Source organism: Rufibacter aurantiacus (genome assembly GCF_017916345.1).
In the GTDB taxonomy this organism is placed as follows: Bacteria; Bacteroidota; Bacteroidia; order Cytophagales; family Hymenobacteraceae; genus Nibribacter; species Nibribacter roseolus.
In genome coordinates this window covers 524,296-538,346 of sequence record NZ_JAFMSV010000001.1, presented here as the reverse complement: position 1 = coordinate 538,346, position 14,051 = coordinate 524,296, and the positions used below count along the sequence as shown (strand labels likewise).

The following is a 14,051-nucleotide window of genomic DNA, read 5'->3' as shown; positions in this document are numbered from 1 at the left end:
TGTTGGACTTCAATTACAGTCCGATTGGATTCAAAACCTTCTTGAAATCCAGATCAAGATAGTCCGCAGCAAACAAGGCCTCTTCTAACGGTTTATTCCCTTCCTGTCTGATAGGGTATAAACATCCTTCTTCATCCAATAACGCGACCGGGCTAACTTCAGGCAGCACCTTCAGGGTGTTCTTTGCTAGTACCAATGTTTCCTCTTCTAAAAAGGCGGGGGTACCGTTTCGGGAGTAAATGGCGTAATGCATGGTAGTAAAATAGATATTAACCAAATATTACGGGAGTGTTAAGTGGTTGGTTATCAGTATTTGTTCGGTTTTGTGCTGTATTAAGTAAAACACGCTTAAAATGACGTAGAACATGGAATAAACAAGGTTTTTTATTCGCTGGTCTAGGGGTAAAACAAAAAAGCCCTACCGCAAGGCGATAGGGCTTTCTCAACTAAACCTATTTTAAATTACTTAACTTCTTCGTAGTCCACATCGGTTACATTGTCACTGCTGGCAGACTGGGTGGCACCGCCTTGTCCGTCAGAACCTGGCTGTTGTGCACCTCCAAAACCACCATCAGCACCTGGCTGTCCGGCTCCGCCAGTGGCGGCGTACATCTCCTGAGAGGCCGCTTGCCAGGCATTGTTGATGCTCTCCATGGCGCTGTCAATCGCGGCGATGTCTTTAGACTCGTGCGCTTTCTTCAGGTCACCAAGGGCACCCTCAATGGCAGTTCTGTTTCCGGCAGATAGTTTGTCGCCGTATTCTTTCAACTGCTTCTCGGTCTGGAAGATCATAGAGTCAGCCTGGTTCACTTTCTCTACTTGCTCTTTCGCTACGCGGTCAGACTCGGCGTTGGCCTCAGCCTCTTTGCGCATGCGCTCGATTTCTTGCTCAGACAAACCGGAAGAAGCCTCAATTCTGATTTTCTGCTCTTTGCCGGTGCCTTTGTCTTTGGCAGACACGTGCAGGATACCGTTGGCGTCAATATCAAAGGTTACTTCAATCTGCGGAACGCCGCGTGGTGCTGGTGGAATGTCTGACAAGTGGAAACGACCGATGGTGCGGTTGTCGCGGGCCATTGGGCGCTCACCCTGCAATACGTGGATTTCCACGCTTGGCTGGTTGTCAGAAGCAGTTGAGAAAGTCTCAGACTTCTTGGTTGGGATGGTGGTGTTAGACTCAATCAGTTTGGTCATCACCCCGCCCATGGTTTCAATACCCAAGGAAAGAGGAGTTACGTCCAAAAGGAGAACGTCTTTCACCTCACCGGTTAATACACCACCCTGGATAGCGGCGCCAATGGCTACTACCTCATCCGGGTTCACACCCTTAGATGGTTTCTTGCCGAAGAATTTCTCTACTTCTTCCTGGATTCTTGGAATACGGGTAGAACCACCCACCAGGATTACTTCGTCAATGTCACTTGGCTGCAAGCCAGCGTCTTGTAACGCCTTGCGCACCGGCTCCATAGAACGACGTACCAGGTCATCAGCTAACTGCTCAAACTTGGCACGAGACAGTCTGCGCACTAAGTGCTTAGGACCAGTCTGCGTAGCAGTGATGTATGGCAGGTTGATCTCTGTCTCAGAAGAAGAGGAAAGCTCGATTTTAGCTTTCTCAGCAGCTTCTTTCAAACGCTGTAATGCCATTGGGTCATTGCGCAGGTCCATGCCTTCTTCGGCTTTGAACTCATCGGCTAACCAGGCAATGATTACTTGGTCGAAGTCGTCACCACCAAGGTGGGTATCACCGTTGGTAGACAATACTTCAAACACACCGTCACCCAGCTCCAGAACAGAGATATCGAAAGTACCGCCACCTAAGTCGTATACCGCGATTTTCTGGTCAGCGTGTTTTTTATCCAAACCGTACGCCAATGCAGCGGCAGTAGGCTCGTTAATGATACGTTTTACATCCAATCCGGCAATCTGTCCGGCTTCTTTCGTAGCCTGACGTTGTGCGTCGTTGAAGTAAGCAGGAACTGTGATCACCGCCTCGGTCACGGAAGTGCCCAGGTAGTCTTCAGCAGTCTGCTTCATTTTCTGCAACACCATGGCAGAAATCTCCTGCGGCGTGAACTCACGGTCACCGATTTTTACGCGCACGGTATTGTTACTGCCCGACTGCACGTTGTAAGAAACGTGCTGGGTTTCTTCTTTTACTTCAGAAAAGCCGCGGCCCATGAAACGCTTGATGGACGCGATGGTATTTTGTGGGTTAGTGATAGCTTGACGCTTGGCAGGATCCCCTACTTTACGCTCACCGTTCCCGTTGTCCAGGAATGCCACGATGGACGGTGTAGTCCGGCGGCCTTCGCTGTTCGGAATCACCACTGGTTCGTTCCCCTCCATTACAGCAACGCAAGAGTTGGTAGTTCCTAAGTCAATGCCTATGATTTTTCCCATTGTCTATAGTTTTATTTTAGTAGTTCCTAGTTTAAACTTGATGTTCTCTCATTAACAAGAGATGTGCCAAGGCCGGATTTCTGCCGTTTTGTGACACAATGTCATTTCTCTTGAAGACCATGAAAAAGGCTATACGAAGTTTAGGCAGAACGTGACAGGCCAGGCGGCGTTTTTGGCTTGTTTTTCAGAAAAGAGCCCCAATGTAGCGGCGTTACACCGTAACGCCGTGGTTCTATGAAACAGAAATGCCCCATTATCGGCTAACGGTCCTTCAAAGCAAAAGTGGTTATTGTTGCAAGCACCGTTTCGGAAGATGAAAGAGAGGGGGCTCCGTGGCGCCACGTCGTTACGGTGTAACGACGCTACGTTTCTGTTTTAAGCCTGTTTTCCTGAAAACAGGCTTAAAACGCATTACCGCTTTTTATAAGGCCTTACAAAGGTATTCACCGGTTTCGCCAAGCCTTTGAGGAGCTTCACCTCTTCAAAAGTTAACTCCCGGTACTCGCCCGGCTGCAAAGAGCCCAGTTGCAAAGGCCCGATGGCCACCCGCACTAGCCGCAAGGTTGGGTAGCCCACGGCCGCCGTCATCTTGCGCACCTGCCGGTTCATGCCCTGGCTGATTTTAATCTCTATCCACGAAGTAGGAATGTTGGCCCGGAACCGGATGGGCTTGGAGCGCTCCCAGAAGGTGACATCTTCCAGCAGTCTGGCTTTAGCCGGCGTCGTTTTCTTGCCTTGCAGGAGCACGCCACTTTCCAGTTGGTCTAACGCCTCGTCTGTAGGCACGCCTTCCACCTGCACCCAATAGGTTTTCTCCACCTTGAATTTAGGGTCAGAGAGGCGGTGCTGCAGCTGCTTGTCATCGGTGAGCAGCACCAGGCCCTCACTGTCATAGTCCAACCGGCCCACGGGGTACACGTTAGGCAACGCCACATAGTCTTTGAGGGTAGCACGGTTATTCTCATCGGTGAACTGGGTGAGAACTTCAAAAGGCTTGTTGAGGAGGAGGTACTGCAAGGTGGTAGCGGTTGTATGACAGACAAAAGTACGGCTTTGATTCTGTTTAGGGCGTGTTTTTCTGAATTCAGGCTTAATCTGTCACTGCCTGGTGAAAAGGAGAGAGGGAGGCTTATTAAAATGCGCGTGATCAAATCAACGGAAAATAATGGCTGCAATCGTTCTCGACCTAATTTTTGGAAAACAGGTCAAAATCGGCTTTACTACTTAGCTTGAAAGAATCCGTATAGGGAGTTGGGAATGAGAAAGATCCCGGCGGCTTTGTGGCGTTCACCCATAACAAGGCCTGATAAAATGTACTGAACCAAAACCTGAAACTATGAAAAAGTGCCTGATCCTTTGCGCCGCCATCCCCATGTTCTACTTGGCGAGCTGTAATTCCACCACAAAACCCAAAGAGGGAGACGTAGAGCCCACTGCCACCGAAGACCGGGACCCTAGCGTACGGGCTCAGGACTATGAGACCGGCGCTGCCGATAACCGCGCAGACACCATTCCGCCTGCCACCGATTCTGCCGGGGCAACAACCGGGCAATAACCACCACAAACAAAAAGGCTGCTTTTCAAAGCAGCCTTTTTGTTTGTGGTGAAAACCTGTTTTGAGGGCATTTTCTACAAACTGCCGTAGAAACGCCGTAGCGCCCACTCAGCACACGCCAGACCCAGCAGCAGGAAGTAGAACCAGGGTTGCTCCAGCAGGTCTTTCTCCTCCTCGTGGCTGCGTAGGATGGTCTTGAAGTTGGCTTTGATCAGGTCCTGCTCCAGTTGGGCTAGTTGGGCCGGGTAGTACAGGCGGGTTTCCGAGCGCTCAGCGATCTGGCTCAGCAAACTGTGGTCAGCCACGGCCATAAGCGATTCCAGGTTCTGTTCCTGCACCACAAACTCGCCGGCATCGGTGTAGTTCTGGTTTTCCACCCTGGCGGTGGCGGTGTAGCGGTACACGCCCACGGGCAGGTTGCCCAGGCGCAGACCTTCGCCGCCCTGCTCGTGCCGGAAACGGTGCCGCGTTTGTTTGCCGCCCTCATGCGTGAGCGTAAGCGAAATGTCTTGCCCGAAGATTTCCTCCTGCACGGCGTTGAAAACATCGGCCTGGAGGGCCACACCTTCAGAGGCCTCAAACTCATCTTTGACTGGGTACACATGCAGGCGCTTCTGGTTTCGGCGGTTGGCCAGCAGTTGCACCAGGTGGGTCATGAGTTCATCGTAAATCTGGGAAGAACCGTGGTCCACGGACTCGGTGAGGCGCCACTGCCAGCTGCCATCGGTGAGGAGTACTGCCGAGGGGGTAGGGGCGGCGGGTTTATAGACCAGGAGCGGTTTGGTGGTGCGTACGGCGCCCACCTGCTGCTGCAGGATAACCTCGGCGGCCGGCGCAATCCGCCATTCCCCGAAGGTGACGGGCGTGGGCGGCCAGGCCTTGATGCGGGTCTGGGCAGTGGGCTCGGCGGAGAAGCGCTGGAAGGTGGTATTGAGCAGAGGCTGCACCTCGTCAAACTGGGGCGATGGGCGGTTGAGCTGCACGCCGGCTTGCAGGGAGTTAAATGCGTTGAAATCGGTCTGGGCCCCCAGGATGTAGAATGTGGGAACGCGGGCGGTCCTTAATCGGCGGAGCCAGTCTGTGCCCACCCCGGTGGCATTGGGGATCTGGTGGAGGATGGCCGCGTCATAAGGCGTCTTGAACGATGGGTTTTGGAAAGGCCCCAGCACTACCTCCACATCTAATAATTGATTTGTGCGCAACGCGCTTCTCAGGGCTTTGATATCGGGGTGAGGGGCGGCGGCGGCTACCAGCACTTTCAGTTTGCCTTTGATCACCTCCAGGTAGGCGTGTCGGCTGTTGTTAAGGTTGGTGAACTCGCCGGTGAGCGGTTGTACCAGCACCTGGAAGTGTTTCTTGCCCGGCTGGGCAGCGGTTACTTGAAAAGAGGTCTGTACCGTGCCGCCGCGAGGCAGAGAGACGGTTTTCCGCTGTACGGTTTTCCCGTTTTCCTGCAGCAGTACCGTGGCGGTGGTGCCGTTAAAGCCGTTGTGCCGCACGCGCGCCACCACCGGGAAAGAGGTACCCGTGTAGTTGATTTTGTTGTATTGTACTTCCTCCAGCACCACATCGCGCTTAGCCACGGTATCGCCTAAGGCCAGCGGGTAAATGGGGGCGTTGTAAAGCTGGAAAGTAGGGGTGGGGCCCTGGTTGTGGATTCCGTCTGAGATGAGTACCGTAGCCGCCAGGTTCTGGCTCCTGAAGGCGCGGTCGCCTTTTTCCACCAGGGCGTGGAGGTTGGTCATCGGGGCTTTGAGCGGGGTCTGGGCAAAAGAAGCCGCAGCACTATCAGCTTCCTGGAAAGATTGTTTCACTACCTCCAGGCCGCTTTTCTGCAATCTTTCGGCCAAGGCATCCAAGCCCTGCAGGGTGCGGCTCAGCTCAGCTTTGGAGGTGAACAGCCCCACCGATTGGGAGTTGTCCAGGGCCAGCACTACTTTGGGTTTCACTTCCTCCTGCCTGATGCGGCGGGTATACGGTTCCAGCAGCAGGAAACATACCAAGGCCACCAGCAACGCCCGCAACGATGCCAACAGCAAACGCAGGCCTGTGGGCCAGGGTCCGCCCCGCCGGTACATGAACCAGGAAACACCTATCCCTGCCGCCAGGCAAAGCAATGCATACCAAGGAGAATAAGCAGTGTGAATTTGGAGTGATTGCACAAACGGTGAGTTAGGTCACAGGATCAAGGAGCAAGATAAAACATGTTCAACAGAAGACATACATCTTTTCTTCTGAACTGCCCAGAACTCTAAGTTATTGCCTGCAACCGGGTTTGAGGGCTGTTTTTCTGAAAACAGAAGAGAAACCCTGACTTGTGTGTATGTCAGAGTTTGCTGTTGCTTTACCTATACCAGATTTCCTGATAGTGGTTGTCTTCTATCCATGGAGCTGAAAAGCCTTCCAGTGGGGGTTGGTGCTGTTTAGTTCCCTAGCCGTTGTTGGTGTTTTCACCAACAACTTATACTTAAGTGGCATCCAATAAGGGCCACCACATGGAATTGCCCCACAATGAAAAAGCCGATGAAGGTCTGCACCCACATCGGCTTTGAAGAATATCAGCAATTGACAATCAGCAATTAGCAGTCATACTTAAGTAAGCATGCCGCCGTCTACCTGCAGGGTCTGGCCGGTTACGTAGGCAGACAGGTCAGATGCCAGGAACACAGCCGCGTTGGCTACATCCTCAGGGGCACCGCCGCGTTTCAGCGGAATGGCTTTTCTCCACTCGGCTACCACGTTGGCATCCAGTTCATCGGTCATGTCGGTTTCAATGAAGCCCGGAGCGATGGCGTTGCTGCGGATGTTTCTGGAGCCCAGTTCCAAAGCAACTGATTTAGTGAAACCGATGATACCCGCTTTAGAAGCGGCGTAGTTGGCTTGTCCGGCATTGCCTTTGATGCCCACCACTGAGGTCATGTTGATGATGGAACCGCTCTTGGCGCGCATCATGTGCTTCGTGGCAGCTTTGGTCAGGTTGAAGACCGATTTCAGGTTGGTATTGATAACGGCATCCCACTGATCTTCAGACATGCGCATGAGCAGGCCGTCTTTGGTGATACCGGCGTTGTTCACCAGCACATCCAGTTTCCCGAAGTCTTTCACCACAGATTCTACCAGTTGCTCGGCCTGAGTAAAGTCAGAGGCGTCTGAGCGGTAACCTTTGGCCTGGATGCCGTACTCGGCTAACTCCTGCTCCAAGGCCTGGCCTTTCTCCACGCTGGAGAGATAGGTGAAAGCCACATTGGCACCCATTTCGGCATATTTCTTCGCGATGGCCCGGCCAATGCCTTTAGAGGCGCCGGTTACTAAGGCAATTTTTCCTTCCAGTAATTTCATAGTGCTTCTTTAAAGGGCCATCACCAAAAAGTAGACGGTCCCCGGTTCTCAGGGCCAAATATACTAATTGCAGACGGGAGCCAAAGTAACACCCCAAGGTTTTCACCACGAGCTTCCGTTTACGGCCTGTTTTTAGGAAAATTGGTTGAAAAGGAGGCAAGGAAAGAAGCTGCCCAAAGCTTTCTACTAACAGAAAGCTTAAGTCGATTGCACGTATTCCGTCCCCCTTTGAAGGGGGTAGGGGATGACCAATCGTATTGATTATGGCATTTCCGAATTGTAGGGGCAATCCCTTGTGGTTGCCCTTGCGTCGGCCACCGTAAGACAGGTTATTGGTGATAACACCAACATCGGCGAGAATGGCAAACGGCGATTGTGAAGATTCGCCTCCTCGGAAGGGTAGGTTCCTTCTGAGGTGAAGCTTATTGTTTGCAGATCGGCAAAACCGGTTTGAGGCCGCCGCCTCACTGAAGTTGCAAACTTTAGATCATTTTAGGTCCAAGTCACAGACTTGAACCATAGAAATCAAAGAATAAAAATGGCCTTGCCTTAAAATGAGCATGGGCCGGAATGCGTGATACCCAATGAATGAAATCTTTTTAGATCAATGACATTACTTGCAGAAACGGTTGAGGAGGTTGCCGGCATCGGGGGAGCCCAGTTCAAAGGCTCTTTGCCAGTCTGAGCAGGCGGCGCGCCGGTTCTTCTGGGTATGGTAGAGGACGCCCCGGTTGTAAAAGGCCTGCACCATGTTGGAGTCCAGGGAAATAGCTTTGCCGTAGTCCTCCAGGGCCAGGTTGTACTGCTTCTGTCGCATGCGTACGTTGGCGCGGTTGAGGTACGCCACCGCATAGTCTTCCTGCAGGGCAATGGCCTGGCTGAAATCCTGCACCGCACCTTTGATGTCTTTAAGCCGTGCCCGGTTAAGGCCGCGGTTGTTATAGGCCTTGGCGTAGTTAGGCTGGTGTGTGATAGCCTGGTTATAGTCTTCAATGGCTTGTTTATACTGGCCCCGGTTCTGCCTGATATCGCCACGGAATTTGAAAGACTCGGCATCAGTGGGCACCAGGAGAATGGCCTGGGAGAAATCGGCAAGGGCGCCGTCAAAGTCGTCCATCTCGTATTTGGCCACGCCCCGCAGGCGGTACAGGCTGCCGTCATCGGGCTTTTTGGCGATGGCGGCATCATACTCCCGTATGGCCCCAATGTAATCGTCTTTGCTGGCGCGCTCCAGCCCCTCGCGGTAATGGGTTTTGGCGGTTTTGCAGCTGCTTGCGGCCAGCGCCAGCAAGAGGCAGAACAGGTAAATATGGGTAAAAAGGCGGGCAGAAAGTGTCAGTTGCATAGTGTTGTCTTACTCCTGCTACATACTGATTTTATTAAATATAGTTATAGGTAAATATTTTACATATTTGTTCGTTAAGCTTTCTATTCCTCTTGTAGGGACCTGAAAAACAAAAAGAAGAAGACGGTTGGGTCTGGCTGAAAAATTTATCCGGAGCCGTCATCTTCCAAGGCATCTCTGAGAAAAATACCTTATGAACTTACGTATGTCTGAACCCAGAGTAAAGAACATCAAGACAGAAATCCTTTCTGATAATTGGTACACCCTGAACAAAGTGACCTTTGACTACCGGAAGCCGGACGGCGCCTGGGAAACCCAAAGCCGCGAGGCCTATGACCGAGGCAACGGAGCCACCATTCTGCTCTATAACCGCCAGAGCAACTCCGTTATCCTGACCAGGCAATTCAGGATGCCCACTTTCCTCAACGGCAACGCAGACGGAATGCTCATTGAGACCTGCGCCGGTCTGCTGGACAATGACAACCCCACCGACTGCATCAGGCGGGAGACCGAGGAGGAGACCGGCTACAAAGTGTCAGACGTGCGGAAAGTGTTTGAAGCATACATGTCACCGGGTTCTGTCACCGAGAAGCTTTACTTTTTTGTGGCCGAGTACAGCAAGGAGATGAAGGTAAACGAGGGCGGAGGCCACGCCGAGGAACAGGAAAATATTGAGGTGCTAGAACTGCCTTTTCCGGAAGCCCTTCAATTGATGAATACCGGCGAAATCAGAGATGCCAAAACCATCATGCTGCTGCAGTACGCCCAGATTCACGGCTTGCTGGGCAACTAACCTGTTTTTGCCCGATTTTTCCAAAATCACGCCTTAACCAAAGTGCGGTAGAATTCAGAGAATTGTGCTACCTTGGTTTGTCTACTATCTGTTTACCTATGAAACGTATGAAGCCGTTTTTTCTGTTGGGAATTTGTTTTCTGGCAGTCTTCTCCTTATTTGACCTCTCGGCGCAGAAAGCCGCCGGAAAGAGAAACCCAGCAACCGGAGCCTCCAAAAAGACATCGGAGCCCCAAACCGTGGTGTACCTGGTGCGCCACGCCGAGAAAGCGGCCTCCAATGGTAACATGACCGATGACCCCGATTTGTCAGAAGCAGGCCAAAAACGTGCCGAGGTCTTGAAAACCAAGTTTGCCTCAGCACCGGTAGCCGCGCTTTTTGCCACCAAATACAAGCGCACGCAGCAAACCCTGCAACCTCTGGCCACAACTCTGCAGCAGACAATCCAGGTTTATGACGCCCGCGATTTTGCCGGACTGGCGCAGAAGATAAAGCAGGAGTACGCCGGTAAAACCGTAGTCGTGGCCGGCCATTCCAATACCGTTTTGTCCCTGGTAGAAGCCTTGGGCGGCAAGAAACCCTTCGCTGAGATTGCCGATCACCAATATGACTACCTCTTCAAAGTAACCCTGCGCGAGGGCAAAGAACCCCAGGTAGACGTGCAGCAGTACGGCGAAGCATCAGCAGTTCCTGCGAACTAGGTTTCAGGTAGTGGAGGGTAGTTCTAATTATTAAGCTTCTAAGCATGGACTTAGCGGTCTTTTTTGGAGGTCTCCTGACGCTCATTGCGTTTAAAATATACACTAGAAAGCTAGGGAAATCACTCCATTCAGATGGGTTCATCAGCTCATCTGATGTTGATGCCTGTGATATTGATTCAGATGGTTGGGACTGCGGGGGCGATGGGGGAGACTGCGGCGGAGACTAACCATCACCTTTGTGCCCTGACTTAGTAAAACTCAAATCGTGGCTGTTTTAGAGAAAACGGCCGCCAAACCCTTTCACTTATCAGGAAGCGTTTTTTGCTTCATTGCCCCAGGTTTTTCAGGAACCCAACTTCTACCCATTGCACGGGAAAAAGCCAGGTGCTTTATTTGTCTTTCGCTACCTGCTTTTATACCCCCATTTGAAACGCCTGCTTTCTTTTCTGCTAATTTCGCTTTTCCTCTTCCACAGCGTGGGTAGCTCGCTGGTGCTGGTGATGCTGCAGGCGCAGGTGCGCTCAGAGGTGAAAAGACGCATCAAAGAAGGCCTGCCCCCTGATCAACTGCACCAGCTTTCCTTTACCCCCGAAGAAGTGGCCGTCTTGGACTGGAAAGAGCAGGGCCGGGAGTTCCGTTACCAGGGCATGATGTACGATGTTGTGCGCGTGCAGCGCCAGGCGGACTTGCTGCTCTACCACTGCGTCACCGATACCGAGGAACACGACCTGTTTGAGGCCCTGGACGAGTTGGTGCAGGACTACATGACCCGTTCCACCAAGCAGAAGAACCTCAAACAACTGGTGAAGAACCTGGCCAAAGCCTACCAGACCACCAGAATAGCTTACCCGCTGCATTTCCTGGCCGATGCCACCCCGGCAGCTTTCTTCTATCAATTCTCACTTTCCGTTATCTGGCAGGACATCCCCGTTCCGCCGCCCAAACTGGCTTGATTCTCATTTTCTAAATTTCAGGGCAAAACGACCTTCATATTCTGGTCATCCTGAAAATTGGGCAGGCGGGTAAAGCCTGGATGAACGCTGTTGCCGTTTTTCGCCCGTTTTTTCAGGGATAAGCAGAAACCATGAAGTGTCGCGTAAGGCTGCTCCTTTGTGCATGGCGGGGTTCCTCAGGAATCGTCATGATAATGGCTGGCCTGCTTTGCCGTGATGAATCATTTCTCAATTAACCAAAACCAATTATCCGGGATAAGACTATCTCTGGGCCGCAGGGAAGGCTGTGTGCTGTTTTGAAGATAATTTTTAGAAAACCGCCAAGAAATGGCAGGGAAACCTGTGCCTGCGTTTGCCGCTGTGCCTCAAAATGGAGGCCCCAGAACCGTCTTTTCCCCTCAATTTCCCCTTTAACTTCTTATGAAAAAATACATACAATTAATGTGCTGCCTGCTTTTGTCCCTCACGGCAGCGGCGCAGAACGGCCAGCTAAGAGGCCGCGTGTACGATGCCTACAGCAGAACCCCGCTGGTGGGCGCCACCGTGCTGGTATCATCCACCCAAGGCGCTACCACCGATGCCAAAGGCGAGTTTACCTTAGAATGCACCGGCGCCACGCCGATAACCGTGAAGTTTGTGGGTTATGAAACCTTTAGCGGATCGGTGAAAATCTGCGACCAGTACCTGCAGATCGGGCTTACGCCGTCCAATACCAACCTGAATGAGGTAGAAGTAAGCGCGGCCGCCTCTGAAACCAACCCGGTGCTGCGCCAGCCGCAGTCCATCGGGTTGTTGACGCGCCGGGAGCTCACCCGCAGCGAGGGCATCTTCCTGGAGAGTTCCCTGAACCTGGTGCCGGGTGTGCGCATGGAAAAACGCACCATGAACGGCGGCCAACGCATCCTCATCCGGGGCTACGGCTTGCCGCAGGCCAACGGAAACCAGCTCAACTTCAACGGTGCGGGCTACAAGGCGTACCTCAACGGAATTCCCGTGACCGATGCCGAGGGCGTAACCGTGCTGGATGATGTGGATTTCTCTACCCTGGGCAAGGTGGAAGTCATCAAAGGACCTGCCTCCAGTTTGTACGGTACCGGCATCGGCGGCGTGGTGAAGATGTTCACCCTCCGGCCCGAGGCGCAGACTACGCGCCTGGTACAGGAAGGCGTGGTGGGCAGCTACGGCCTTTGGAGCACCAACACCCGCCTGGAAAGCGCCAATGAGCGCGCGTCCATTTTAGTGAACTACGGCCATCAGAACTATGACAGCTACCGCGTGCATACCAACTCCAAAAAAGACTTCGCCACGTTTGTAGGCGATTTCAGGACCTCAGACAAACAGTCCATTACAGCGTACGCGGCATATAACAACTCTTACAACGCCATGGCGGGCCAGTTAGACAGCGCTTCTTTCTTCAACAAAGAGAACGAGGGCGAGGCCAAATACCTGGAGAACAACGGTCGCGTGAGCTACGAGAGCTTCAGAAGCGGCTTGTCGCACACCTATGCTTTCTCAGACGTGTTCAGCAACAACACCAGCGCTTACTTCAGCAACTACCGGCAGGAGCAGGCCTCGGCGGCAGGCTTGAACAGCAACATGGCCTACAACCTGGGCGGTCGCACCGAGTTCAACATCAACCTGGCCAACGTGCTTCAGGGCCTCACCGGAACCGTGGGCGGCGAGTATCAGAAAACCAACTCGTTCCGGAAAACCAACGCTTTGGGCACCGGCGGCGCCCTGGGCGGCATCACGGCAGACCTGGAAGTAGCGGCGGTGCAATACTCGGCCTTCACGGAGTGGAACCTGCAACTGCCCCTTGATTTTACTTTGATTGCCGGAGCCAGCGCCAACCGGGTGGAGTACGGCATCACCGACAAACTCACCAACTCGGCCAACGCCTCGCACGCCGATCAGTCTGGCTACAAGACCTTCAAGACCGTGGTGACGCCGCACGTGGCCCTGCAGAAACTGCTTATGCCCAACGTGACGGTGTACGGCTCAGTGAGCCAGGGCTACTCGCCGCCGGCTTCCACGGCCGTGGTGATTCCGCAGGCCGGCCGCGTGCTGGATAATCTGAAACCCGAGAAAGGCACGCAGTACGAGGTGGGCAGCAAAGGCAGTCTGCTAAACAAGAGACTTTCTTACCAGGTGGCGCTCTTCAACCTGAAGGTAACAGACAAGATCATTACCCAGGCCTACACTGATCCGGAGTCTGGCTCCGTCCTGTACACCATCAGCGCGAACGCCGGAGAGCAGACGAACAAAGGCCTGGAAGTGGCCCTGAACTACAGCCTCATCCAGAACGAGGAAGGTTTCGTGACTTTGGTGAAGCCCTTTGTGAACTACACCTACTCAGATTTCACCTATGACAACTTCACCCGCGAGAGCATTGTGAAAGTGGGCACCACCAACACCCGCGTGGTCACGGACTACTCGGGCCAGGCCGTGATTGGCGTTCCTAAGCAGAATTTCAATGCCGGGATAGACGTGGAGCTGAAGTCGGGTTTCTACCTTTACTCCACCTTCCAGCACGTGGATGACATGCCCATCACCTATGACGCCAAGCACCGCGCGCCTAGCTACAACCTGCTCAATGCCAAAATCGGGTGGCGCAAGACCCTGGGCAACCATGTGTCTCTGGATGTGTTTGCCGGCGGCAACAACCTCACCGGTGACCTGTACTACAACATGGTGTTCCTTGATGCTTACTCCACCTCCAATAACCCCAACATCTACTTGCCAGCAGCCTACAAAGCCACCTACTTCGGCGGTTTGAACTTCGGGTACAAGTTTTAACTGCTTAATTCCGCTTTCGGTCTGTTTTGATGAAATCAGGTCGAAATCGGAAAACCTGTGAGGTTTCCAAAACCTCACAGGTTTATTAAGAATCAACCATAGTATTCCTTTCACAGAATCCTTTTTTCCTTACCATTCCTCTTTTGTCATTCTGAAAGGATCTTGT

12 protein-coding genes are annotated in these 14,051 nt (G+C 52.8%); 6 read left to right on the top strand and 6 right to left on the bottom strand.

Translation table 11 applies throughout. The annotated features are described in order from the left end of the window. Nucleotides 1–13 precede the first annotated feature (13 nt). The 3 genes from J3P34_RS02120 to J3P34_RS02110 all read right to left on the bottom strand — a co-directional run bounded on the left by J3P34_RS02120 (nt 14) and on the right by J3P34_RS02110 (nt 3,420). A complete protein-coding gene (locus J3P34_RS02120; protein ID WP_210466097.1) occupies nt 14–253 on the bottom strand; it encodes a hypothetical protein in 240 nt (79 codons plus the stop codon). 209 nt (nt 254–462) lie between these two features. Next, the gene (gene dnaK / locus J3P34_RS02115) at nt 463–2,403 is read right to left on the bottom strand and encodes a molecular chaperone DnaK (protein WP_210486224.1); all 1,941 of its coding nucleotides are present in this window, start codon (nt 2,401–2,403) and stop codon (nt 463–465) included. A 411-nt stretch (nt 2,404–2,814) separates the two neighbouring features. Continuing rightward, nucleotides 2,815–3,420 (bottom strand): pseudouridine synthase, encoded by a 606-nt coding sequence (locus J3P34_RS02110; RefSeq protein ID WP_210486223.1) that lies wholly within the window; start codon nt 3,418–3,420, stop codon nt 2,815–2,817. Nucleotides 3,421–3,739: 319 nt separating this feature from the next. On the opposite strand from J3P34_RS02110, the gene J3P34_RS02105 reads away from it, so the two are divergent. Further along, on the top strand, nt 3,740–3,958 hold the full coding sequence (locus J3P34_RS02105; RefSeq protein WP_210486222.1) for a hypothetical protein: 219 nt from the start codon (nt 3,740–3,742) through the stop codon (nt 3,956–3,958). A 74-nt stretch (nt 3,959–4,032) separates the two neighbouring features. On the opposite strand, the gene J3P34_RS02100 is transcribed toward J3P34_RS02105, so the two are convergent. The 3 genes from J3P34_RS02100 to J3P34_RS02090 form a co-directional block, all read right to left on the bottom strand. Continuing rightward, nucleotides 4,033–6,120 carry a VWA domain-containing protein gene (locus tag J3P34_RS02100; RefSeq protein ID WP_210486221.1) on the bottom strand — a complete coding sequence of 696 codons (2,088 nt, stop codon included), beginning with the start codon at nt 6,118–6,120 and terminating at the stop codon, nt 4,033–4,035. A gap of 430 nt (nt 6,121–6,550) precedes the next feature. Next, entirely contained in the window at nt 6,551–7,297 is a 747-nt protein-coding gene (gene fabG, locus J3P34_RS02095) for a 3-oxoacyl-[acyl-carrier-protein] reductase (RefSeq protein ID WP_210486220.1), read from the bottom strand. 613 nt (nt 7,298–7,910) lie between these two features. Further along, the gene (locus J3P34_RS02090; RefSeq protein WP_210486219.1) at nt 7,911–8,642 is read right to left on the bottom strand and encodes a tetratricopeptide repeat protein; all 732 of its coding nucleotides are present in this window, start codon (nt 8,640–8,642) and stop codon (nt 7,911–7,913) included. 205 nt (nt 8,643–8,847) lie between these two features. Here J3P34_RS02090 and nudK point away from each other — a divergent pair, with 205 nt between their 5' ends. The 5 genes from nudK (at nt 8,848) to J3P34_RS02065 (ending at nt 13,885) form a co-directional block, all read left to right on the top strand. After that, on the top strand, nt 8,848–9,435 hold the full coding sequence (gene nudK, locus J3P34_RS02085) for a GDP-mannose pyrophosphatase NudK (RefSeq protein ID WP_210486218.1): 588 nt from the start codon (nt 8,848–8,850) through the stop codon (nt 9,433–9,435). A 98-nt stretch (nt 9,436–9,533) separates the two neighbouring features. Then, nucleotides 9,534–10,136 (top strand): SixA phosphatase family protein, encoded by a 603-nt coding sequence (locus J3P34_RS02080; protein WP_210486217.1) that lies wholly within the window; start codon nt 9,534–9,536, stop codon nt 10,134–10,136. Nucleotides 10,137–10,180: 44 nt separating this feature from the next. Further along, nucleotides 10,181–10,363, top strand: coding sequence for a hypothetical protein (locus tag J3P34_RS02075; protein ID WP_210486216.1), 183 nt, complete (start codon nt 10,181–10,183; stop codon nt 10,361–10,363). Between the two features lie 198 nt (nt 10,364–10,561). Beyond that, nucleotides 10,562–11,089 (top strand): hypothetical protein, encoded by a 528-nt coding sequence (locus J3P34_RS02070; RefSeq protein WP_210486215.1) that lies wholly within the window; start codon nt 10,562–10,564, stop codon nt 11,087–11,089. A gap of 420 nt (nt 11,090–11,509) precedes the next feature. After that, nucleotides 11,510–13,885 carry a TonB-dependent receptor gene (locus tag J3P34_RS02065; protein ID WP_210486214.1) on the top strand — a complete coding sequence of 792 codons (2,376 nt, stop codon included), beginning with the start codon at nt 11,510–11,512 and terminating at the stop codon, nt 13,883–13,885. The last annotated feature ends 166 nt before the right edge of the window (nt 13,886–14,051 follow it).